The organism is Dysgonomonas sp. HGC4, from assembly GCF_001261715.1.
GTDB lineage: Bacteria > Bacteroidota > Bacteroidia > Bacteroidales > Dysgonomonadaceae > Dysgonomonas_A.
The window spans coordinates 98891-124290 of the sequence record NZ_CVRU01000163.1; the positions used below are offsets into that span (position 1 = coordinate 98891).

The 25400-nt window shown below is 35.5% G+C and carries 16 protein-coding genes; 5 read left to right on the forward strand and 11 right to left on the reverse strand.

What is annotated here, in order from left to right:
* Positions 1-63: 63 nt before the first annotated feature.
* The 5 genes from glgP to HGC4_RS16125 form a co-directional block, all read right to left on the reverse strand.
* Positions 64-4311: an alpha-glucan family phosphorylase gene (gene glgP, locus HGC4_RS16105; RefSeq protein ID WP_050711164.1), complete on the reverse strand. Its 4248-nt coding sequence runs from the start codon at positions 4309-4311 to the stop codon at positions 64-66.
* Positions 4312-4344: 33 nt separating this feature from the next.
* Positions 4345-5691 carry a glycoside hydrolase family 57 protein gene (locus HGC4_RS16110; protein WP_082204214.1) on the reverse strand — a complete coding sequence of 449 codons (1347 nt, stop codon included), beginning with the start codon at positions 5689-5691 and terminating at the stop codon, positions 4345-4347.
* A 101-nt stretch (positions 5692-5792) separates the two neighbouring features.
* Positions 5793-7088, reverse strand: a complete 1296-nt coding sequence (locus tag HGC4_RS16115; RefSeq protein WP_050711165.1) for a glycosyltransferase family 4 protein — start codon at positions 7086-7088, stop codon at positions 5793-5795.
* Positions 7089-7117: 29 nt separating this feature from the next.
* The gene (locus HGC4_RS16120; protein WP_050711166.1) at positions 7118-9079 is read right to left on the reverse strand and encodes an amylo-alpha-1,6-glucosidase; all 1962 of its coding nucleotides are present in this window, start codon (positions 9077-9079) and stop codon (positions 7118-7120) included.
* Positions 9080-9292: 213 nt separating this feature from the next.
* Positions 9293-10060 (reverse strand): RNA methyltransferase, encoded by a 768-nt coding sequence (locus HGC4_RS16125; RefSeq protein WP_050711167.1) that lies wholly within the window; start codon positions 10058-10060, stop codon positions 9293-9295.
* Positions 10061-10279: 219 nt separating this feature from the next.
* Between HGC4_RS16125 and HGC4_RS16130 the strand changes: the two genes are divergently transcribed.
* Positions 10280-12739, forward strand: a complete 2460-nt coding sequence (locus HGC4_RS16130; RefSeq protein WP_050711168.1) for a translocation and assembly module lipoprotein TamL — start codon at positions 10280-10282, stop codon at positions 12737-12739.
* Positions 12740-12831: 92 nt separating this feature from the next.
* Here the strand turns inward: HGC4_RS16130 and trmD are convergent, their stop codons facing one another.
* Both trmD and HGC4_RS16140 read right to left on the reverse strand, forming a co-directional pair.
* Positions 12832-13512: a tRNA (guanosine(37)-N1)-methyltransferase TrmD gene (gene trmD, locus HGC4_RS16135; protein WP_050711169.1), complete on the reverse strand. Its 681-nt coding sequence runs from the start codon at positions 13510-13512 to the stop codon at positions 12832-12834.
* Positions 13513-13685: 173 nt separating this feature from the next.
* Positions 13686-14426 carry a polyprenol monophosphomannose synthase gene (locus HGC4_RS16140; protein ID WP_050711170.1) on the reverse strand — a complete coding sequence of 247 codons (741 nt, stop codon included), beginning with the start codon at positions 14424-14426 and terminating at the stop codon, positions 13686-13688.
* Between the two features lie 168 nt (positions 14427-14594).
* On the opposite strand from HGC4_RS16140, the gene mfd reads away from it, so the two are divergent.
* The gene (gene mfd, locus HGC4_RS16145) at positions 14595-17927 is read left to right on the forward strand and encodes a transcription-repair coupling factor (RefSeq protein ID WP_050711171.1); all 3333 of its coding nucleotides are present in this window, start codon (positions 14595-14597) and stop codon (positions 17925-17927) included.
* A gap of 70 nt (positions 17928-17997) precedes the next feature.
* Here mfd and HGC4_RS16150 read toward each other — a convergent pair whose 3' ends face one another.
* The 4 genes from HGC4_RS16150 to HGC4_RS16165 form a co-directional block, all read right to left on the reverse strand.
* Complete coding sequence (locus HGC4_RS16150) at positions 17998-19287, reverse strand: M56 family metallopeptidase (protein ID WP_050711172.1); 1290 nt, start codon at positions 19285-19287, stop codon at positions 17998-18000.
* A gap of 15 nt (positions 19288-19302) precedes the next feature.
* Positions 19303-19671, reverse strand: coding sequence for a BlaI/MecI/CopY family transcriptional regulator (locus HGC4_RS16155; protein ID WP_050711173.1), 369 nt, complete (start codon positions 19669-19671; stop codon positions 19303-19305).
* A 94-nt stretch (positions 19672-19765) separates the two neighbouring features.
* Entirely contained in the window at positions 19766-20665 is a 900-nt protein-coding gene (locus HGC4_RS16160) for a type IX secretion system protein PorD (RefSeq protein WP_050711174.1), read from the reverse strand.
* 89 nt (positions 20666-20754) lie between these two features.
* Positions 20755-22755 carry a PorE family type IX secretion system protein gene (locus HGC4_RS16165; RefSeq protein ID WP_242047159.1) on the reverse strand — a complete coding sequence of 667 codons (2001 nt, stop codon included), beginning with the start codon at positions 22753-22755 and terminating at the stop codon, positions 20755-20757.
* A gap of 259 nt (positions 22756-23014) precedes the next feature.
* Here HGC4_RS16165 and HGC4_RS16170 point away from each other — a divergent pair, with 259 nt between their 5' ends.
* The 3 genes from HGC4_RS16170 (at position 23015) to HGC4_RS16180 (ending at position 25319) form a co-directional block, all read left to right on the forward strand.
* Positions 23015-23473, forward strand: a complete 459-nt coding sequence (locus HGC4_RS16170; RefSeq protein WP_050711176.1) for a hypothetical protein — start codon at positions 23015-23017, stop codon at positions 23471-23473.
* A gap of 18 nt (positions 23474-23491) precedes the next feature.
* Positions 23492-24028 carry a hypothetical protein gene (locus HGC4_RS16175; protein WP_050711177.1) on the forward strand — a complete coding sequence of 179 codons (537 nt, stop codon included), beginning with the start codon at positions 23492-23494 and terminating at the stop codon, positions 24026-24028.
* Between the two features lie 73 nt (positions 24029-24101).
* Positions 24102-25319, forward strand: a complete 1218-nt coding sequence (locus HGC4_RS16180) for an HD domain-containing protein (RefSeq protein ID WP_050711193.1) — start codon at positions 24102-24104, stop codon at positions 25317-25319.
* The last annotated feature ends 81 nt before the right edge of the window (positions 25320-25400 follow it).

Genomic DNA, 25400 nt, shown 5'->3' on the forward strand with positions numbered 1-25400 from the left:
TGGATTACAAAATAGCCATATAATTATCATTATTATTGTCTTAATTTTAAAACAATAAGAGTATTACATCCATTTCACTAAACCTGAATCTTGTTGATGTGCTAACAAATCGTTTTTAGCAAAAATACGAAGTCCCATGTTAAATGTTCCGGCTTGTTCACTGGTATGCTTCAAGCGATAAGTAGCAACACTACTATCCTGTGATACACAAGTAAATGCATGTTTAATCAAGAATTCTTCGCCTTTACTAGTTGGATCGTTAGTGATAACCAACTCAACACCTATATCTTCAGCAGAAAGTGAACCGCAAGTAAGTCTTATTTCCATTTCGTACTCTTGTCCTAGTACAATTGGCTCTTTATAGACACTTGGCATTTTTGTTGAAATAATCTCAACGCCATCCCACTCTCTCGACATTTTATGTTTCCAAGTAACGATGTCTTTTGCCATGGCGTAATCATTCTCTCTGATCTCATGTGCACGTTTGCTCAACTTATTATAGAAACGATCCTCATAATCAGTCAACTGACGGTTCATGGTGAAGTTTGAAGCAACTTTATCAATAGAGTTCTTTACATGCTGTACCCATTCTGAAGGAATACCTTCTGAATTGTGTTGATAATACAACGGAGCTATTTCATTTTCAATAGTATTGTAAATTATCTCAGCATCCAATTCGTTTTGGTAGTCGTTGTTTTCATAAACCTGCTCAAGAGGTAAAGCCCATCCAGCATCTTTTTGATAACCTTCAACCCACCATCCATCAAGCACACTAAAGTGCATAACACCATTCATAACGGCTTTTTCGCCACTCGTGCCCGATGCTTCCATTGGCCTTGTAGGAGTATTCAACCAAATATCAACACCTTGAACCAATTTCGAAGCCAACTCCATATCGTAATTCTCTATAAATAAGATTTTACCTAAGAATTGAGGATATTTAGATACTTCAACAATCTTTTTGATTAAGTCCTGACCTGCTTTATCCGCGGGGTGAGCTTTTCCGGCAAAGATAAACTGAACTGGTCTTGTCGGATGATTTACGATCTCATTTAATGTGTCAATATTCTTAAACAATAGTTGAGCACGTTTATAAGTAGCAAAACGTCTAGCAAAACCGAATGTTAATTTGTTAGGATCAAGTCTTTCAACTATCTCTACAATCTCACGAGGGGTATAGTATAATAACTCATTATTACTAGTGATACGCTCTTTGATATGCTCAATCATAGCTCCACGTAATTTTCGACGGATATCCCAGATCTCTTTATCCTCAACATCTTGAATATTAGAGAAACAAGATTTATCATAATGATGCGTTGCAAAGTCTGCACCAAAAACACGTTCATGTAGAGTTTTCCACTCTGGAGCAGCCCATGTAGGATAATGCACACCATTAGTTACATAGCTGATATATGATTCCTGAGCTAAATAACCAGGGAACATATCTTTAAACATTTCCTGAGAAACTTTCCCGTGTAACCAGCTTACACCATTCACTTCTTGAGAAAGATGAACTGCAAGATTACTCATTGAGAATTTCTCATAAGAATTATCGGCATGTACACGCCCCAATGCCATTACTTGTTCCCAAGTTATTTGGAAGCGATCAGGGTAATGCGATATATATTTACGTAACAATCCTTCATCAAAAGCATCATGTCCTGCAGGTACAGGTGTATGAGTTGTAAATAATGAAGAAGAGCGAATTGCTTCTCTCGCTTCTTCAAAAGATAGTTTTCTATTAACCATCAATTGATGAATACGCTCTAATCCTGTAAATGCTGCATGTCCTTCATTACAATGGTATACATCAAAATGACGTCCTATTTTTTGAAGAACTCTAATACCACCAACTCCTAATAGAAGCTCTTGTTTTAGTCTGTTTTCCCAGTCGCCACCATAAAGATGATGTGTAACCGAACGATCTTCTGGTAAGTTATCTTCAATATCAGTATCCATCAAGAATAGCTCAACACGTCCAACATTTACTTTCCAAACACGTGCATGTAAATCACGTCCAGGTAATGCTATTTTTACAGTAACCCAATTGCCATCTTCATCACGTACCGCTGATACGGGTATTTTATCAAATAGTTGAGCTTCATAAATATTTTCTTGTTCTCCTGATGTTGACAAACGTTGAGTAAAATAACCATAGCGATACAAAAGACCAATACCTGTCATACGTACCCCTTTATCACTAGCTTCTTTCAAGTAGTCTCCGGCAAGAATACCAAGTCCACCCGAATAGATTTTAAGAGATGTATGCAAACCATATTCCATACAGAAATAAGCAACAGAAGCTTCGCTCAAATCGCTCTTATTGTTCATGTATGTCTGAAAATGATTATATACAGCAGCAAGTTTAGCTACAAACTCATCATCATTTTCTAACTCCTGATAGCGTTGTAAGCTAATATTATCTAACAACACGATAGGATTATAATATACTTTTTTCCATGCAACTGGATCTAGTGATTCAAACAGGTCTTTTGCATCTTGATTCCAAGACCACCAAAGGTTATTAGCTAATTCTTCTAAAGCATGAAGTTTTTCAGGTACATTACGATGTACAATAACGTTAAACCAGTTAGGTGTTGTATGTTGAGACATTTGTGGAATATAATTATTTTGTGGTTCTTCTATAATAAAATCACTTTCGGTATAGCGTGTAGCTACTTTATCAAGAGCTGTGCTATAAGCTTGCATGTAATAAGTTATCAGATTATCCCAAAGGGCAATCTTAGATATTTCAAGAGCATTTTGCTTAGCTGCCTGATATTCTGCTTCACTATTTTTAGCATGACGGATTATGTGAGCTTCAATACGATCAATAACCTCCGCATCATTTGTATCCGTACGATTTATAACAGCAATACCGGGACGTTCACCTTCACTATGAGTTTTTACCCATAATCCAAATCCCGCTAATGTTGTAGTAATAGTAGGAACTTTAAATGCAACACTCTCCAAAGGTGTATAACCCCATGGTTCATAATAAGAAGGGAATAAAGAAAGGTCGAGCCCAGCAAGCAAATCATAATAGGGAACATCAAATACTCCATCATTACCATTCAAATAAGAAGGAACGAAGAATATTTTCACCTTATCATTTTTCGTATTATAAAGCTCATTCTGTCTTACAGCATTCAATACCGGATCGTAATTCTCATCATTTAAATCATGGGTCAAATAAGGATTTGCAAGAGGAGATATTGCCTCCTTGCTCTGTAGATTATGTAAAAGAGCTTTAGATGGTCCATGATGTCCTGCGGGTACTAATATAAAACCTACAATCTCTCTATTTAGAGCATCACTCTTATTCAGTTTACCCAAAGCTTCGATAAATACATCTATCCCTTTGTTTTTGTATTCGTATCGTCCACTGATACCAATTAATAAAGCATTACTGTCAATTGGTTCTGCTAAAATTGCCTCAGCAGCAGTTATTAACCTTTTACGTCCATCTTTTTGCTTTTGAGCAAATTCAGCCTCATTGGTTATAAAATCCTGAAATCCATTAGGTGTCACTATGTCAACCGATCGACCTAAAAATTGCTCACATTCTTTAGCTGTAATATCACTTACCGTTGTAAAAACGTCAGCTTGTTGTGCTGCAATTTTCTCAAGAGACTGCTTAGCTGTTACATTAAAGTTATGAGCGATATTATCCGGATTATAAGTTTTCAAGCTATCGTAAAGAGGTAAATTATTACCAGCAATACATCTACCCAGTGCTGTTGCGTGAGTGGTAAACGCACATCCAATCTGAGGAACTGCCGATTTCAGATATAATAGACCTGTACCAGTCATCCACTCATGGAATTGAGCAATAATCTTATCACTTGGCGAGCAATGGTATTTTACATAACTCTCGATAACTTTACCTGCTGCATAACCAAACAATGCAGGTTCGATATAATCCCATTGTCCTGAAAGAGAATCTAGTTTGTATTTCTCCCACATGAATGATAGAATATCATCTTTCTGAGAAAAAAATGGAGTGAAATCTACCAATATTGCAATAGGTCTTTCTGCTATATTCCAGCGACCTACACGAATGCGTAATCCATCATTAGCAGCTCTGGCTCTCCACGATTTTAACAACAGAGAATCTTCTATAAACTCTGGATTTGTCTCATTTTCCTTTACTACATCCGGACCAATCAAAATGTGAGGTTTTCTTAAAACCTTTTCCAAAGTAGGAACCTTAGTCGCAATAACGGTATGTATACCTCCAACTTTGTTACATACTTCCCAGCTTACTTCAAATAAATAATCCGGCGTTAGTAATTTTTCGTTTTGCATAAAATTATTATTAATATACTAATCTATATTCAATTAATTTGACTCTAAAAGAGATTTTCCAGCTTTTTGACCTAGTAATTCAACTATTTTTTTTATTTGTAATGATGAATATTCAGTTTCATGAGGTATAACAAATTTAGAAATTTCATTTGCATAATGGCTATCTTTCATTAACAAATCGACCTTTTCTGCTACTGCTTCATTAACCCGAGATATTAAATCACTTAAAACATTCATATAATTAATATATGCATCGTAAGGGCTTGAGTATACACTCTTAAATCTGCGAGAAGCAGCATCCGACATCCATTTGGTACACATATAATAATAATGGTCACTATCTTGTAAACGTTCCCAATCTTGTGTTAATGAGGCATCATCTACAAAACGAACTTTCTCGCCCAAATCGCAGAGGGATGTAAAAGCATCATTTTGTAAATCGTTACCAAGCCATATACTTAAATCCCGCTCTTCTTCCGACCACGAAATGGGATAAGGTACATGCACTGGTCCTACGGGTTTATGTTTCTTAATAACTTCCGAAGGTGTAAGGAATTCAAATTTATCATGACTAAATACCTCTTTGGGTAAGTAGCGCATGAATTCAAATATTCCTGTAGCGCGCGAGTGACGATTTCCGAATGTAATATAATCCATGAAAAGATTTATAACCTCTTCATTTTCATTAACAACATCCAGCCAATTTACAAACTTCTCGCTTGTTACAGGCCATTCGCTCCAACTTCTATCCGAAAAACGATAAGCAATATCATCACTCAAATGGAAATTACGGAGTAATACATTTAAATCGGGATTGTTGACATTACTATACACATAATTAGGACTCTTCCACCCTAGCACATGTTTAGCTCCTTCCGTAACAATGGCTTTAAAGCCTAGATTAGCAACTCTTTCTCCAATTTGGTCAGAGTACATAAGTCCTGTGAGACGAGCAGTAACAGGCTCTTGATTAAAATATTTCTTAATCGTTGCAGCTTGTTTCTTCAACTGACGCTCCAATTCCTTTTCATCTTTCAAAAAAGCCAGAGAGTGTGCATAAGTTTCACATATAAATTCAACAGAACCTGTTGCAGCCAATTCTTTAAAACTATCTAACACCTGAGGTGCGTATTGTTCTAATTGTTCTATAGTTTCGCCCGTAATAGAGAACGCTACTTTAAATTTGCTACCATGTTCTTTAATGATATCTAACAGCACTTTATTCATTGGAAGATAACACTGTTCTACTATTTTATTCAAATAGTTTCGGATATTGAATTCATCGTAATACTGATGAGAATTTCCTATATCAAAAAAGCGATATCTTCTTAATTGAAAGGGTAAGTGTATTTGAAAATAAAAGCATAAAGTTTTTTTCATGACTAATTATGTATGTCTGTTATATTTTGCGTTTTTTAAATCGTTGTATTCATCTAAGCATATAGTGTTCAATTCTATATGAATACAAATCCTAAACTATATTATCCTAAATTAGAGTCTGCTAACATCTTTTCGTACACTTCTTTTACTCTTATCGCACTATCATCCCAATTCAAAGAATTAACTTCTTCGGTGCCTCTTACCTTGAGTGTATCTGTTAAAGTTGGATATGCCAAAAGACCATACATGGCATCTGCTAAAGCATCTATATCCCAAAAATTAACTTTCATCGCATGTTCTAATACTTCCGCCACTCCAGATTGATTTGATATAATGACTGGAACTCCTGTGCGCATAGCTTCCAATGGAGATATACCAAAGGGTTCGGATACTGATGGCATCACATATACATCGCTTTGAGCATACATTTGATTTACATCATCACCTGTAAGAAAACCTGTAAATGAAAATTTAGACCCTATACGCAATTTAGCTACACGTTGTACCATTTTGTTCATCATATCGCCACTACCAGCCATTACAAAACGAACATTCGGATAACGTTTTAACACCTTACTTGCAGCCTCTATAAAATATTCAGGTCCTTTCTGGTAAGTAATACGTCCCAAGAAAGTTATTACCTTCTCTTTAACAGCCTTCTTTACCTCAATCTCCTTACGTCCCGAAAAATCCACAGCATTATGTACCGCAAATACGCGAGATTTATCTATTCCGTATCGGTTTATCACAATATTGCGAGTAAGATTACTTACGGCTACTACGGCGTCAGCCTGCTCCATCCCTAGACGCTCCAGATCATAAACCACTCGGTTTACATTCTCACCACTTCGGTCAAACTCAGTAGCATGCACATGCACTACCAAAGGTTTTCCTGATATTTTTTTCGCAACTATACCTGCTAGATAAGTAAGCCAATCATGAGCATGAATTACATCAAAATCATTTTCTCTGGCTATTTTAGAAGCAACGTAAGCATAGTTTCTTACTTCTTCCATCAAATTAGTACCATACTTTCCCGAAAATGGAAATTTACCTCCTAAGTGAGTAAAAGATCGTTGACCTCCTCCATTTTCAGTTTCGGTTACATATTGTTCGTATTCTTCCAAACCTAAATACGGGATAAGACCTGAGCTGACAGGTAGAAAACTTACATTCTGCCAAAAATCATCTACATAAGATGTCGTTGTTGGCATCTCAACATCACTAGCATTGATTATTTTTCCAATACTAGAATCTTCATCACCTACAGCCTTAGGCATAACAAATAAGACCTCGACACCTTGTTGTGCCAAACCTTTTGTCAATCCATAACAGGCAGTTCCTAGCCCTCCCGATATATGAGGAGGAAACTCCCAACCAAACATTAATACTTTCATATTATATCATAGCATTTAGGTTGTTCATATTATTTTTTGTCTTGTTTTTTGTGTTGTTCTATCATTTGCATAATACGAAGCACCTCGCTTACACTCCAAGCTTGCGAAATACTTCCTCCGGCATGGTGAGGCGGATTACCGTCGTAAACTTCGGCTATACTACAAATTCCATAATCGGTCATATCTTCTTCAAAATGCTCCACAATCCATTTGGCATCACCATAAAAGGCATCACCATAAAGTTTGAAGTTAGCTTCTATATAATGGCTTAATTGCCATACCCATACTGTACCTTGATGATAAGCCAAATCTCGCGTTCTTTGATCGCCACTGTATATTCCTTTATAATCGGGATGTCCGGGTGATAATGTTCTCAAGCCTTTAAGGGTTAATAACTCTCTCTTGATCACATTCAACACATGACTTTTAATCTCGTCATTAATAGGGCTATATGGTAATGATGTTGCTATAACCTGATTGGAACGAATATCCAGATTCTGACCATTCTCATCTACATAATCAGCCAAATATCCTAAATCTTCATTCCAGAATGTTGAAACATAGCTCTCTTGTATACGATTAGCCAGATCTTTCCAATCTTTGGCAAACTCTTTATCTCCGTTCGCCTCAGCCAATTCTATTGTAAATTGAATGGCGTTGTACCACAAAGCATTTATTTCAACCGCATAGCCTCTACGAGGCGTAACAGGCCCCTCTGCAACTACCGCATCCATCCATGTTAGAGCTTTACCTTCTTGTCCAGCCCAGATAAGTCCGTTTTCATGCATAAGGATATGCTCATTTACTCCTGATCTGAAAGCAGACAATACCGATTTCATTTTCTCACCATATGATTTCCAGATAGCCTTTTTATCATTTATTGCCTCTGCATATTTCTGAATAGCCCAGAAATACCACATAGGAGCATCTACCGAGTTGTAAGCTGCATGATCACTCTTTCCGATATTAGGGAAAAGCCCGTTGTTCACTTCTCCTGACATTGTATCTAGCACACCTTTGCAACTCTCTAAGTCGTAATTAGCAGCTAAAGTAAGTCCAGGTAAAGCTATAAATGTATCACGCCCCCAACGTCCAAACCAAGGGTAACCGGCTATAACCTCCATATCGTTACCTTGCTGAACTATAAATTGAGTCGCTGAATTTTTCAAACAATTGAGGAAACTATCTTTTGGCTGACGCGATGCAACTCCTTTATCGAAAGCATCTGCTAACGTCTTCACTTTTTCTTCTTTTAATGAAGCTGAAAAAACAATACTTTCTCCTTTCTTTATTGGCATTTCGAGGTATCCGGGAGTAAATAAATCCTCCTGAAATTCATAACCTCTTTCTTTCTCTTCCGAATATTCGATATTATAGTACCAATCGGGATTTTCTACAAATTCATTCTTTTTACTCAACTGCATGTTAAGAATTGGAAATCCATCGTATAATCTCGAAGCGATACCATTTTCGATACGATCTGTATCTGTATTAACAAATAAGTTTGCTTTACTTAGTTTATGTCTGTTTCTGAAGGCTAGAAAAGGTCTTAAACGTAATTTTGTGTCAGAGTGAGCTTCTAATAGAGTGTATTTTATAAGTATACGATCTGCATTGTGTTCCATCAGGAATTCTTTCTTGAGGACTACACCTCCTACACGATACACCAGAGTTGGTGTCGGCTCAAACTCAAAGTCAATAATATATTTGTGCCCACGAGGATTATATATACCTCCCGGATACTGATGTATCCCCAAATTGAATGACTTATCGTGCTGTATCACTGTTTCATCCAAAGAGGACAGCAATACATAACTTTCGCCATTGAATTTCTCAATGGGACAAACTAATAGACCGTGGTATTTACGAGTATTACAACCTACGATAGTTGTACTCATATAAGCACCTGCTCTGTTAGTACTCAAAATCTCTCGATGCAATGAATATTGTAGATTAACTAATTCATCTTTATTAAAATTAAGATAGCTCATAGTATATAATAGTGTTTTGTTTAGTAATGCGAAATGACAAAAAGTAAACACATCCTAAATTTAAGAATTTTCTTAATTAAAATCTTAAAATCTAGAATGTTTTATAACATTTTATCGAAATGTACATAACCTATATCAAGACCAAAAAAAATCAGCCTCAAACAATCTTGAGCAAATTGATTACTCTAGTTAATTACAACACTTCAAATATCATTATTGTTTTTGCAAACCTCGTCTGAATTCAGTACAAATTATAGCAGTTGCAATTGCTACATTTAAAGACTCGGATGTTTCTCTGTCTTGGGGATAATTGGGGATGAAAAGTTTGTTTGTAATAAGTGTTTCTATTTCTGTGCTGATACCATTGCCCTCATTTCCCATGACAATAATACCCGTTTGTGTTAATTCTTGTTCGTACATATTATTACCATCCAAAAAAGTGCCGTAAAGAGGGATTCCTTCCGTATTTTTCAAATATGCATATAAATCTACATAATGGACTTTAACTCTCGCTAAAGCTCCCATAGTAGCTTGTACAACCTTAGGATTATAAATATCAACAGTATCAGTAGAGCATATTATATTTTCAATGCCATACCAATCGGCCAATCTTATTATCGTACCAAAATTTCCGGGATCTTGAATACAATCTAAAGCTAAACTTAACTGTTCTTTCAAATGTTCTTTATCAAGAGCATAATGTGGCTGATAAAATACAGCTAAAGTTTGTTGTGGATTTTTTAAAAAGCTGGCTTTTGATAGTTCAGGTTTGGATACCTCTATAATTTCGTCTATATTGGCTTGTTGAATAAAATTTGATTGAATAAAATCGGGAGTCGCAATTAGTAATTGACATTTCATCACGTTTAATAATTCAGCTACCATTTTATCCCCTTCCACAACAAAAGTTCCATGCTCTTCGCGAGACTTTTTATCTTTCAGGGATTGTATATATTTTATTTTATTCTTACTTAAATTCATTCAACTATGATAACCAACATTATTTAATAATTCTTTGTTAGGCAAATCTACAAAAAAGATACAATTATATCCTAAATTTGTCGTTTTTTAAACAATCAATAGTCTCTTAAGGTCACAAACCTTATTCTTACTTTGGCAAGTAAATAACTAGAGGCAGTTATAATTATAAAATGTAGCAATATTATTTATTGTTATAATGTTACCTATACATACAGATAAATGAAACTCAGACCTCAGAATATAATTTTCATAATAGGCACTTTATTAATATTGGGCTATTCTTGTAGCTCTACCAAATATGTCCCCGACAACGAATATTTACTCGATGTAGCCACTGTAAAAGTGGATGCAAAAGATGTTTCGTTTTTTGATTTAGAGCCCTATGTGAAACAAAAAGCCAATTTCAAAACATTTGAAGTATTTAAGTTCCCTTTATTTATGTATAATCTATCAGGGCGAGACTCTACCAAGTGGTACAATAGAGCTTTAAAGAATGGAGGAGAACCTCCCGTTTTGTATGATAGTACACAAGTAGAGCCAACAATAGTAAACCTTGAGAGAATAATGAATAACAAAGGATATCTACAAGCAGAAGTAGCTCCTAAGGTTATACAAAAAGACAAAAAAGCAAAAGTAATATATGAAGTAAAATCCGGAGAACCTTCTAGTATCGAAAGCTATACTATAAATATAAGTGACACAGTATTTTCTCCCGAAGTCATAGATAAATCATTTCTGTCTAACAGACGAAGAAGAGCACAATCAACCTTAGACTCTACCCAAATAAGCTTAAACAAATACTTAAGCAGAGGAAACCTCCTAAAAGAAGGAGATCGATTCGACTTAGATCTACTAGATGAAGAACGTAACCGTATCACCTCTATTTTGAAAAGAAATGGCTACATGGCTTTCAATAAAGAATATATAGGCTTTGTGGCTGATACTTTAGAGAAAAAAAACAAAGTAGATTTAGAACTTATCATTTATCCCTTTACTCAACGTATCGGCAATAACGAATCAATAGAAGTACCTCATCGCCAATACTATGTAGGTAAAATAGATATATATGTTGATTATGACCCTATTGCAGATGGTGACATAAGCAATTATAACGCCACAGATACTGTAACCAGAGGAAAATACAAGATATATTATGGCACACGAGGTAAATATATAAAGCCTTTTGTAATTTTAGATAATTGCTATATCCAACCTCAGGCATTATATAATGAGAATCAGGTTTCAATGACTTACAATTCATTGTCGCAACTACATATTCTTAAAAATGTAAATATCAAATACGAAGAATATTTAGAGAATGATTCAACCAAACTCAGATGTATTATAACCGCAGTGCCTGATAAAAGACAAGGTATATCTGCGGAAGTAGAAGGAACAAATTCAGCCGGTTTTTTTGGTGTTGGTGCTAGCTTAGGCTATGTACATCGAAACGCCTTTAAAGGCTCAGAGGTATTCAATGCTAAAATATTAGGTTCGTACGAGGCGGTTACACCTAACTTCTCGAGCTTCAAAGACAATTATTTTGAAATAGGTGGAGAAACATCACTAACATTCCCTCGGTTTCTATTTCCATTCTTAGATCACGATCTAAGGCGTAGGTTAAGAGCGTCAACACAAGTAGTCTCAAGCTATACATACCAACGCCGTCCAAACTACTTTACAAGAACGGTTTTTTCTACCGGAGTAAAGTATATATGGGAAAACAGAAATAATAACACTGTACGTCACACTCTTGATCTTGTAGAGATAAGTTATGCTCATATACCTCACCTAGATCCTAGATTCGAAAATACGTTATCGCCCAATGCCAAGCTATATAGTTTTACCGATCAGTTTATACTAGCCACAGGATACACCTACTATAAAACGAATAGTATAATTCCGGGAATCATCGCTTCAAACCGAAGAAATACCAATAGATCTACATACTCATTAAGAGCATCTATCGAGACAGCAGGTAATGCACTTGCATTAGCAGCTGCATTAGCTAACGTAAAGAAAGATCCTGAGACCGGATCGAGAAAAGTATTTGACACGTTCTTTGCTCAATATATACGTGGTAATTTTGATTATAGCAAATCGATACGTATTGATGAGAAAAATGCTTTTGCTTGGCGATTAGGTGGCGGTATAGCCTATGCGTATGGTAATAACACACAAGTGCCTTTCGAGAAACGTTTCTTCTCTGGAGGAGCTAATAGTGTAAGAGGATGGGCTGCCCGTGAATTAGGTCCCGGAGCATTTTATCGTGCTGATGCCAATTTCAATGATCAATCAGGAGACATCAGATTTGATGCAAACATTGAATACCGAAGCAAAGTATTCTGGAAACTCGAATTAGCTACATTTCTGGATGCCGGAAATATATGGACTGTAAGAGGGAGCGATCGTCAAGAAAAAGGAGAATTTAAAGTAAATAGCTTCTACAAACAGATTGCATATGCTTGGGGAATGGGGGTAAGACTCGATCTCGAATTTGTAATCATTCGTCTCGATTGTGGATGGAAACTATATAATCCGGCTGATATTCCTAATTATAGAATGGATGATAGTGGATATCAAGTAGTAGATGGTTATCAATCGAAATGGTCTATCTTAAAACCTCTTAAATTCAGGGAAAATACAGCTTGGCATATTGCTGTAGGATATCCATTCTAATGTATCAGACTTCTCTTGTGAATAAAATAATAATATAGGTTATTTGTTACAACTAAAACCAGTGTAATAAATAACCTATATCATTTAATTACCTATTTATCTTCTAACAAATCAGGCCTAAGCTGTTTAGTTCTGGCTATGGCTTGCTTCAACTTCCACTCGTCTATTTTAGCTTCATGACCAGATAGTAATATATCGGGAACTTTCCAACCTTTATATTCTGCAGGGCGTGTGTAAACGGGTGGAGCGAGTAGATTATCTTGAAATGAATCGGATAAAGCCGATTGCTCATCGCCGATAGCCCCCGGAATTAACCGAACTATTGCATCCGTTATGATAGCTGCAGCAAGTTCGCCTCCGGTAAGGACATAGTCTCCTATTGAGATTTCTTTAGTTATGAGGTGTTCTCTGATTCTATAATCTATACCTTTATAATGACCACAAAGGATAATTATATTTTCGAAAGACGACATTCTGTTTGCCATCTTCTGATCGAAGCGCTCACCATCGGGCGATGTAAAGATTACTTCATCATACGATCTTTGGCTTTTTAAAAGAGATATAATATTATCAATAGGTTCAATTTGCATCACCATTCCGGCTTCTCCACCAAAAGGGTAATCATCAACCCGATGATGTTTATCTGACGAATAATCACGAAGGTTATGAATTTGTATTTCGACAAGTTCTTTATCTTGTGCTCTTTTTAGAATGGAACAATTCATTGCTCCTTCGAGCATTTGTGGAAGTACGGTTATAATGTCTACTCTCATTCTTGTATCTGTAATGTTAGAGGGATTGAGCCCAATCTCTTTTCAGAAGACAAAAATAATCAAAAATAAACGATTATACGCTATATGTAATTGGAGTGTACTCGTGTAAAGGGCTTCGACCCTCAGTATTGGTTCGTTGTAAGTTAGTGTGCATATATTTTATTGAATATCAATTACTGGGATTGACCCTTAATTTTACCCATCATTTTATTGAGACGAAGTCTTATTACACCATAAAAAGCTTCTCCGAAAATGCCTGCATTCATTTTCGATTCGCCTAAAACACGATTGACAAAAATAATAGATACTTCTTTCAACTTAAAGCCTAAAGTATAAGCAGTGTATTTCATTTCAATCTGGAAAGCATATCCTTTAAATCGAATTTTATCTAAGTCTATAAACTCTAATACATTTCTCTTATAGCAAACAAAACCTGCTGTTGCATCATGTATATCCATTCCAGTCACCAGTTTTACATACTTCGATGCATAAAACGACATGATAACCCTTCCCATAGGCCAATTTACGACATTAACGCCTGTAGAATATCGTGAACCGATTGCCATCTCTGCACCATCTATCACACACGCATTATAGAGATGTATCAAATCATTCGGGTCGTGCGAAAAATCAGCATCCATTTCAAAAACGTACTGATAATCGCGAGCCAAAGCCCATTTAAAACCTGCAATATAGGCAGTACCCAACCCTTGCTTACCCTTTCGTTCGAGTAAGAATAACAAATCAGAATACTTTTCCTGCAATCGCTTAACAATAGCAGCCGTACCATCGGGAGAACCGTCATCGACTACCAGAATATGAAAAGATTTCGAAAGAGAAAACACCGTTTCGATCATTTTTTCGATATTCTCTTTTTCGTTATACGTTGGGATAATAACAATAGAATCCGACATCACATTATATTTTTACCCAAAATTAGCTATTCCATAATTCAGTTTATGCATAGATTCTCCGATTTTTAAACATTTTTCATCAAAAAGTTGTGATTTCTCTTTTATTCACATCTATATTGCTGCTATCTTCAATTATTATTACCTTTGTAGGCATAAAACAACTCTATTTTGGAATCGATTTCTCCTCTCCATCTTTTCGATGGACATAAAAGCATAAAAGCGATATCAAGCACTCTAAATAAAGACAAAAACTTACACATAAAAGGCTTACTTGGCTCTTCATGGTCAGTTTTTGTATCAGCTTTATTCAATCAAAAAAAGGGGCAATATCTATACATATTAGACGATCTTGAAACGGCCGGATATTTTTATCACGACCTCAATCAGCTATTAGGATCAAAAGATGTACTTTTTTTCCCTTCTGCATACAAAAGAGCAATTAAGTATGGACAATCTGATCCAGCAAATGCCATACTCAGAACCGAAGTTTTGAGCCGATTGCAAGGAGAAAATACGCCACTTATTATAGTTACGTATCCCGAAGCTATAGCTGAGAAGGTAGTATCGAAAGATACGCTTAAAGAAAATACTTTGCGAATTGCAGTAGGTGAGAAAATCGATTCGGCATTCGTTTCAGAAGTTCTCGATTCCTATGGTTTCGAATACACTGAATATGTATATGAACCCGGCCAGTATGCAATTAGAGGAAGTATTCTCGACGTTTTTTCGTACTCCAGCGAATACCCTTTTCGCATTGATTTCTTTGGAGACGAAGTAGAGACCATACGACGTTTTGATATCGAAAGTCAATTATCAAAAGAACAACTGACATCTATACAAGTTATACCCGAAATGTCTAAAGCCAGCCAGCTTCAAGACTCGTTATTGAGCCTTCTACCTGCTGAGACGGTGATCGGATTTAAAGATTATTCTTGGATACAAGGACGCCTAAATTCGATATATGAAGACAGTGCTATATTAGACAACCCCGAATACGAAGCCGATGTCCAATCGAAAGTAATATCCGAGCCACTCTTTACAAGCGAACTTGTGAAGTTTAAGCAAATGCAATTCGGCAATACTTGCTCTGGAGTTCCCGATGCTTCTTTTGAATACAATACTGCATTACAACCTATTTACCATAAAAATTTCGATTTAGTCAGCAAAAGTTTGCACGAATTTATAGCACAAGGATATACAATCTATATTCTGAGCGATAGCATGAAGCAAATAGAGCGTCTGAAAACAATTTTTGAAGACCGAGGCGATAAGATACCATTGGTACCTATAAACAAAACCTTACATGAAGGTTTTTACGACCAGACTCTAAAGATATGTTGTTTTACCGATCATCAGATATTCGATCGTTTCCATAAATACAACCTAAAATCAGACAATGCTCGTACCGGTAAGATTGCATTAAGCCTAAAGGAATTAAAGCAATTGCAGGTTGGCGATTTTGTTGTTCATAACGATCATGGAGTCGGTAAATTCGGAGGACTTGTAAGACTCATTGTAAACGAGAAGCTACAAGAACACATCAAAATATCGTATCTGAATAATGATGCCATATTTGTTCCTATCCATTCTTTATACAAGATCTCTAAATATCGAGGAAAAGATGGAGAACCTCCACGCCTAAACAAATTAGGCTCGGGAGCATGGCAAAAGATGAAGGAGAACACGAAAAAACGTCTTAAAGACATTGCTCGTGATCTAATTGTCCTTTATTCGAAACGTAACGAAGAAGAGGGCTTCAAGTTTTCTCCTGATACCTTTATGCAAACCGAGTTGGAAGCTTCGTTTGTATACGAAGATACTCCCGACCAGATAACTGCTACGGCTGATGTAAAAAAAGACATGGAAAACCATCGTCCTATGGACAGACTTATCTGTGGGGACGTCGGTTTCGGGAAAACAGAGGTTGCTATCAGAGCAGCTTTTAAAGCTGTTGCTGATAACAAGCAAGTAGCAGTTCTTGTGCCTACTACAGTATTAGCTACTCAACATTTCCATACTTTCAGAGATCGTTTAAAAGATTTTCCTTGTAAGGTAGATTACATAAGCAGGGCACGTAAACCGGCAGTAGTAAAAGAATTGCTCGATAAACTAAAAAAAGGCGAAATAGACATACTTATCGGTACACACCGTATTGTCAATAAAGATATTCAATTCAAAGATTTAGGATTGCTAATCATAGATGAAGAGCAAAAATTTGGAGTATCTGTTAAAGAGAAACTAAAACAGATGAAGTCTAATGTTGATACATTGACTATGACTGCAACACCTATCCCTAGAACGCTTCAATTCTCATTGATGGGTGCTCGCGACCTTTCCACTATAACAACTCCCCCACCCAACCGATACCCTACTCAAACGGAAGTACATACTTTCGATGCTCAAATCATAGCAGAAGCTATCAACTTTGAAATGAGTAGAAATGGACAGGTGTTTTTCTTGAATAATAGAATCAACAATCTTCCCGAAATAGAAGCAACTATCCGCAAAGGCGTTCCCGATGCACGTATTGCAGTTGCACACGGGCAAATGCCTCCTGCTAAACTAGAAGAAATAATCACTGACTTTGTAGATTATGAGTTTGATGTACTGATTGCAACATCTATCATAGAATCGGGTATAGATATACCTAATGCCAATACGATAATAATAAATAATGCTCAACGATTTGGTCTGAGCGATTTACACCAATTGCGTGGACGTGTTGGTCGAGGTAATCGCAAAGCTTTTTGTTACCTGCTCGCTCCTCCATTGGATAGCTTAACTATTGAGGCTAAGCGAAGATTACAAGCAATAGAGAACTTTGCTGAATTGGGTAGTGGAATACATATCGCTATGCAAGATTTGGACATAAGAGGTGCAGGAAATCTTTTAGGTGCAGAGCAAAGTGGTTTTATTGCCGACTTAGGTTACGAAGCATATCAAAAAATATTGACCGAAGCCGTTACCGAATTGAAAAATAACGAGTTTGCAGAACTATATCACGAAAGTAAAGACGGAGAGAAAAACAAAGGCGATAACTTTGTGGATGATGTGGTTATTGATAGTGATCTAGAGCTTCTGTTCCCTCCTATTTATATCCCCAACGATTCGGAGCGTATATCTATTTATAGTACTCTAAATAATCTAGAGAAAGAGGAAGAGATAACCGAATTTGTGAAAATGTTGAAAGACCGTTTTGGTGAAATACCTCAAGAAGGTCAGGATTTAATAGGCGTAATTAGAATCCGTAGAATAGCCAAATATCTAAGTATAGAGAAAGTAATTTTGAAAAAGGGACAGATGTTATTATATCTGGTTTCGAACCCTGACTCCCTATATTATCAATCTCAAGCTTTCGATAAGTTACTGAGCTATGTACAAGGTCATCATCGAGACTGTCAATTAAGAGAGAATCACGGAAAACGATCTATTATTATCAAGCATATCGACAATGTAGAGAAAGCATACAATGTTTTGAATAATATTTATTTACAAGAATAAAAAGTGGGCAGATGTTTTGCTACATCTGCCCACTTTTCTATATAGAAATCTACACATTTACAAAAGTCTATTAACTCTCTGTTTTAGTATCCTTCTGTAACTTATATAAAATAGGAAGCGTATAATACACTTCTACATCTTTCCCATTTTGTTTTCCGGGTGTCCATGTAGGCATTTCTCGAACAACTCTCATAGCTTCTTCATCGCATTGGGTGTCCAGACTCCTTAGCACTGTAACCTCCTTTACTTCTCCCTTTTTAGATACCACAAAGCGAAGCACTACCCTTCCTTCCACTTTGTCTTTTGCTGCTTGTTCTGGATATTTTAGATTCGCATTTATATACTCCAACAAAGCTCTAGGTCCTCCCGGATACTCAGGCATTACTTCAACTGCTGTATAAACCGTCTCCTTCTGTTGAAGCATATCATAACTTAGACTTGAAGCCGTTTCTGCAGCAAGGTATTCCTCTTCTGTATTTTCAATTTGTTTAGAGAATGTATTTTGAGCATTTCCTAAAAGCATTAGTGCTATAATCGGAAAAGCAAGTAAATACTTGCAGAACATAAGTCCTGAGGTTCTTTTTTTATTAATCATAGTAATACGTTTTTTTAATTGTGAAACATTGAAATTGTTAACAATCTGTATAGTAGCGCTAGGTTTTATGACTTGTAATAAGAGATACTGATATTTTTTAGCCTCCACACCTTTTTCCAAAACTCCTTTATCAGCAAGATATTCGAGGTTTATTTTAATTTCTCTTTTTAATAACCATGTAATAGGGTTCCACCAAAATAAAATACAAAACAATTCACTCAATAGTATATCAAAAGAATGATATTGATCAACATGCTCCTCTTCGTGAGCCATCATTACTTCCAGATCTTCTTCTTTTAGACCATTATTCGATACAAATATCCAATTGAAGAATGAGAAAGGAGCCATTGGTTTATCTAGTTTTATAATCTTATAGTTAAGACTATTACTAGATCTATTCTTCCATCGAAGCTTTAATATGCCTGACATTTGTATTAAAAATCGGGAAAGCATTATTACTATTCCACCTATAATTCCAAATATTAACAGTTCGGTTAATCCCAAACTAAACACACTTGCAGTATCAGAAGCATTAGTGGTAATCTCTACTTGAGGTAGTATTGCCTGATAAATAGCAATATCATTGACTGACGAAATATTCAATTTACAGAAAGGATATACTAAAGAAAACAATATGATGAATAGTAAATAAAATCGTTTCGTCTTATTAAAAGTATCATTCCTAAAGTACAATGCATATAATCCATATAACAGAATCATAGCCAAAGATGCCTTGATTACATATGATATAATTAAACTTGCCATAGTGTAATAGTTTTATTATTGATCTTTTTTACCCTCTTCTATCATCCGAATTATTTCTTCCAAATCCGAAGAAGATATTTTTTCCTCTTTAGCAAAGAAGGATACAAGCTCTTTGTATGAATTCTCAAAATAGCTTTTTACAACCCCTGACATAAATACTTTCTTATATTCGTCCTCTTCAACCCGAGGAGAATAAACATAAACGTTAGCATATTTCTTAGAGTTCAAATATCCTTTTTGCTCCAGATTACGAACTATAGATGCCACAGTAGTATAAGGAGGCTTAGGTTCTTTCATTTCATTTACAATATCCTTGACAACGCACTCTTTTAATTGCCAGATATGTAACATTACAACTTCTTCCTGATGAGTTAACTTCTCCATACTATTATTTCATTTAAGTAAATCTACTATTTTTTCGTAAATATACGTATATCTTTTATATGAACAAGGAAAATGAATAAAAAAGCAAGAATTCTTATTTTTTTATTTTATCTAGAATATATCTTTTTGTAGGATAAATAGATTGAAGAATTTTGTAAGCTTCAGCTTTTTCCTCAGTAGTAGCTTCCGAGTAAATATTAATAAGCTCATCGAGCTTAGTGTCTCCATAAAAAGAGAGAATAGCTGAGGCAGGTCGGGCTTTATAGATAGTTTGCAGATCGGGAACAGTAGCAATAACACCTGCACGACCACGAGCAGGGTTAGCTGCCATTTCATCTAAACCTTTACGATGATAATTATACCACATGGAATGAAATACCGAAGAACTCTCTTCTGTTAAAGACAAAGCTATGGCATATCTGTTACGATCTCCACCAAAAGGAGCCCATCCTTTAGCATTCAGCGACTGAGCCGCATTTACAATTTCCATCGCCTTCTCAAAATAGGGTCTACCTCCTTGTAAAGTAAAAGAATCAAAATCAAGTCCCAGAATTATATAAGTATAATACGAAATTATAGCTACCAGATTATTATTTACGTTGCTCTCTATGTATTCAAGATTTTCACCTAATAAATAACTGAACTCAAACTCTGTATCACGAAAGTTAAAGAGCGGTGTATTATACGTCGCATTGTAAACGGGACGATTAGCTATTATCTGAATCTCGCCCTTATATGAATTTTCTTGAGGAATTTCACTAAGCGTAATCAATATACTTCCCTCAATTAGTTCATTCGATGCAAAAGTGGCATCCGTCCATTTGCGATCATTTATTAATTGATTTAGAGACTCTTCTATCTTAGTAAATATGCTTTTGTCTGTCGCTTGAATTTGATTACTATTGACCGTCACTTTCAGATTTAGCTCTTGTGCTTCAACAATGCTAAAACCTGATATAATGATAGACAATATACATATAAATATTTTTTTCATCTAATAATAATGTCATATAATTATTACTGTACTGCTAAGCAATAACTGGTTGTACGTATAATGCTAAAAGCAATCAAAAAGCTGAAATCTTAATGCAACCCATAAGTAATAGATAGAACTTTAAACTCTGTTCTTCTATTTATTTGATCAGCAATCTCTTGTTGCTCCGGAGATAAAGCTAGTATAAACTCCTCTGTCAATACATCGCCAACAGTCAGAAAATCATACTTCTTCACAATATTTTTAGTAACAACTTTTGGCTGTAATTTACCATAGCCGGCAACAGTTAAACGATCTTTAGATATTCGGTGTGCAATCAAATAATCTACCACTGATTGTGCTCTACGCTGAGATAACCGTTGATTATATTCTTGCGTACCTTTTCTATCAGTATGTGCTGATAACTCAATAGTTACGTTCGGGTTTATTTCAAGAAGCTCGATAAGATCATCCAATTCTTTTTTAGACTCTTCTCGCAAGGCTGCCTTATCAAAATCATAAAATATATTTTCAAGAACAGCCGGCTTATTGATTGCATACATTACAAAATCAACATAATATATAGAGTCCTTCTCTGTTTCCACAGTTCGTAAACTCATTTTAGTATTCAGATAGCCCTCTGCACTAGCTAAAAATACATAATTGACACCTCTTTCTATATCCAAACGATATGTTCCATTAGGCTTCCCTCCAAATTTCTCGTTTGTGCCATTATTACCTACCACTCTAATGATAGGTCGGGGTACAAACTCATCATCTTTGTCAACCACAAACCCTTCTACTGCTACTCTTACAATCGGATATTCAAAAGAATAAATATGATCCAATCCTTTACCATCACCTCTATTGGAGCTGAAAAAACCGGCTTCTTTATCACCCTCAAAGGTAAGCCCAAAATCATCTGCTTGCGAATTCAAGGGAGAACCCATATTTTCGATTCTCCAAGCCTTTGTCTTATTATTTAAAGTCGCTTTAAAGATATCCAAACCACCCATTCCCGGATGTCCGTCTGACGAAAAATAAAATGTAGAATCAGTTCTTACATAAGGAAACATCTCATCTCCTGCAGTGTTTATATCTGGTCCTAGATTTTCTATATAACTAATCTCGTCTCCAAACATAATAGCTCTCCAAATATCTTTACCACCATAACCACCAGGCATATCTGATACAAAATACAGAAAGTCGCCGGCAGGAGAAAGAGAAGGATGAGCGTACATAGACATGGTGTCTGTCATAAGAGCTAGCTTTTCGCCCTTACCAAAAGCCCCATCGGCACGTTGTGCCTTATGAATTACAGCAGTAGTAGACCAGTCTAGTTCTTGTTTACTAAATGTATAGTACATAACATTTCCGCTTGCCGAAAAAGCGGGCGTACCCTCGTCTGCTTCGGTATTTACAGGACCTGCCGATTCGGGCTTCATCCATTTGCCATTCTCGTCTTTACGGGCAACAAAAATATCATTATTTTTGTTGCCCGTAATAGAACTTTTATCCTCACCAAGTACGCCTTCTCTACTGGTACTTATATAAATAAGATCGTAATCAGGAGGCAATAACATAGGACTAAATTCACCACGTGGAGAATTAAAGACATCCATCCGCTTCACAATATATTTAGTCGGATTTTCTTTCATCTCCGTTGCCATTTCAGCACCTTTCAATCCATTTAGAGCAAACTGATTGTCGGGCATTGTTTTCAAGAATAACTTATATTGTTCTATAGCTTGTTTGTATTTACCATCTTTATGCAGTGTGCGTGCATATTGTAGTCGGATTAAACTATCTGTTGGATTATAGCGGATAGCGTTAACATAAGCAGCACTAGCTAATGCTACATTATTAATGAGGCGAAAACTTTCTGCTTGACGATAGGCTATACGCCCTCTCAACTCCCTATTCTTAGGAGGAGTTTTTCTATATAGCTTACGGTACATAGTTGCTGCTTCAAAATATTCCCCATTTTTGAAATGACGATCTGCATCAGAAAGTTTAACTGGTTTACAGGAAAACGTAAAGATTGTCAAGCCAAAAACAACAAATAACAAATAACAGACTAAGCTCCGCGATTTCACCATCCTAAATTCCATAAATAACACTAAACATTTATTTCTTATCTATAATCATTGCAACCTCTTCGTTATTACTATTTGCCCACACAACAAAGAAGACCGAGACTAGAGAAATTACAGTATACAATGACAAAGTTATAAATATAACTGATTTTCATTCTACTGGATATTCATTTTTGAATAAAAATGAGTCAAAATTACATATCAAATTATTTTAATTTTTGTAAGTCAAAGAGATAACTTATCTTTGCAGAAGATTATATATTAGAACATACTTATGAATAAATTTATTCTTTTCTGTATTTCTTTTACCCTTATTTTTGCTTCATGTAAACCCGGAAGCAATAAGGATTTCAGTAATATATCTATTTTGGTTGACGAAGCCGAAGTTATTATCAACAAATATGATAACAACGTACAAAGTGCACTCGACAGTAAAAAATATGACTATATAAAGGTTGTCTCTCAAACAGCGATGGATTCTTCGAATGTGAAGATCAATGATCTGAAAAACCTGATCATTCCTCCTCCCGCCGAAGAACTTCGTATTTCAGCTATAGCATACATCAAATCGTTGCAAAAGATTATAAATGCACAGGAGATGTACACAACAATAACTGACACAACATCGACTAGTACAGCCAAAAATCTCGATTCTAATTTCTTAGAAACAGTAGAGCACGCTAAAAGAATGCGTGATACATATATAGCAAAATTAAATGCTCTGACTAACTAATTTTATAAATAAAAAACAATGAAAAAATTATTATTACTGCTTTTACCATTATCTGTTATTTTTACATCTTGCGAACAAAAAGTAGATCCTGTAGCATATAATGACAATTTGGTGAAATATTCGGAAGATGCAGAAAAACGTCTGGAAGTTCTAGATGGCAAAATTGATGCATTTTTTGATAGTGAAGAATTCTCTGCTGATCAATTTACTCTATTGAGTGAATCTATGAAAGAAGTAAAAGATAGCATCCAAAGTGACTTGGATAAAATCAAACTTTTGGAAAAACCTTCGGGAGCCGAAGCATTTGCAAATACAACTGTAGCATATGTAGAATCATTATTAAATCAGGTAAATACATATAATGAGCAATATGCAAAATTATCGAATGAAAATACGGATGAGGAACTAATGAAGATGGACGAAGCCATCAACAAAACATTAGAAGATACTGATGTAAAATTGGATGAAATGATTAAAGCTCAAACAGCATTTGCAAAAGCAAATAACATGGAACTTACACTACAAGTTCCTACATCTTCCAATACTGTACAATAAAAGACTTAAATATTTTATACCTTTGAGCACAGATTTGAAATTCAAATCTGTGCTTTTTTTAATTTTATACACCGTGATAAAGAACAAACAAATAATAAATGACCCTGTTTTTGGCTTTATAACCATTCCAAATGAGTTTATATCCCAAATTATAAATCATCCATATTTGCAACGGCTCAGCAGAATTAAACAACTGGGTATGGCTTCTTTTGCCTATCCCGGTGCACAACATACTCGTTTTCATCACACATTGGGAGCCATGTACCTTATGCAGGAGGTTATAAATAACCTAAGATCAAAAGGCAATGAAATAACCAAGGAGGAAGAAAACGGAGCTTTAGCATGTATACTTCTACATGATGTAGGACATGGACCTTTTTCACATGTATTGGAGCACACAATTGTCAATGGAATTTACCACGAAGAAATATCTCTTCGGTTGATGCAAAAACTGAATGAAGAACTAAAAGGCGAACTTAATACTTGTATCGCTATATTCAAAAACGAATATCCAAAAGAATTTTTACACCAGTTGGTAAGCGGACAATTGGATGTTGACAGGCTTGATTATTTGCGTCGCGATTGTTTTTTTACTGGTGTAAATGAGGGCAATATAGGTTCGGAACGAATAATCCAGATTCTCGATGTTCGCAACAATCAACTTGTAGTAGAATCCAAAGGTGTGTATTCTATCGAAAACTTCCTTTTATCGAGGAGGTTAATGTATTGGCAGGTGTATCACCACAAGACAGCTATTGGAGCTGAGAATGTATTAATCAGCACATTGAAAAGAGCAAAGGAACTAACAAATCAAGGTATAGAACTTTTCGCTTCCCCTTCTTTAAGTTATTTTCTAACAAAAAACATTGCGAAAGAGAGTTTCGGAGACGAAGCTATTGAGCATTTCGTAAATCTAGATGATTCTGACATATGGTGTGCACTCAAAGTTTGGATTAATTCCGACGATTTTCTGCTTTCTACATTAAGTCATGCCTTTGTAAATAGAGACTTGTTTAAAACTGAAATATTAGCAGAACCAGCATCAAAAGACCATATAAATACATATATAAAAAAATATATGAATAAATGGAATCTATCAGCAAACGAAGCTGAGTATTTTGTATCATCGCGAACTGTCACAACAGACATGTACAATCTGAAAGACAACAGTATAGATATACTCTATAAAAATGGAGAAATCAAGAGCATCTCCGATGCCTCTGATTTACTCAACATACAACTTCTCTCTAAAAAAGCAGAGAAGTATTATTTCTCTTATCTAAATATATAACTTTGTGAAATAAGACCTCTAATTTTATTATTGCTTTGGCGAGTAAAATAACTAAAGACAATTATAAAAAAAGCAAATTGT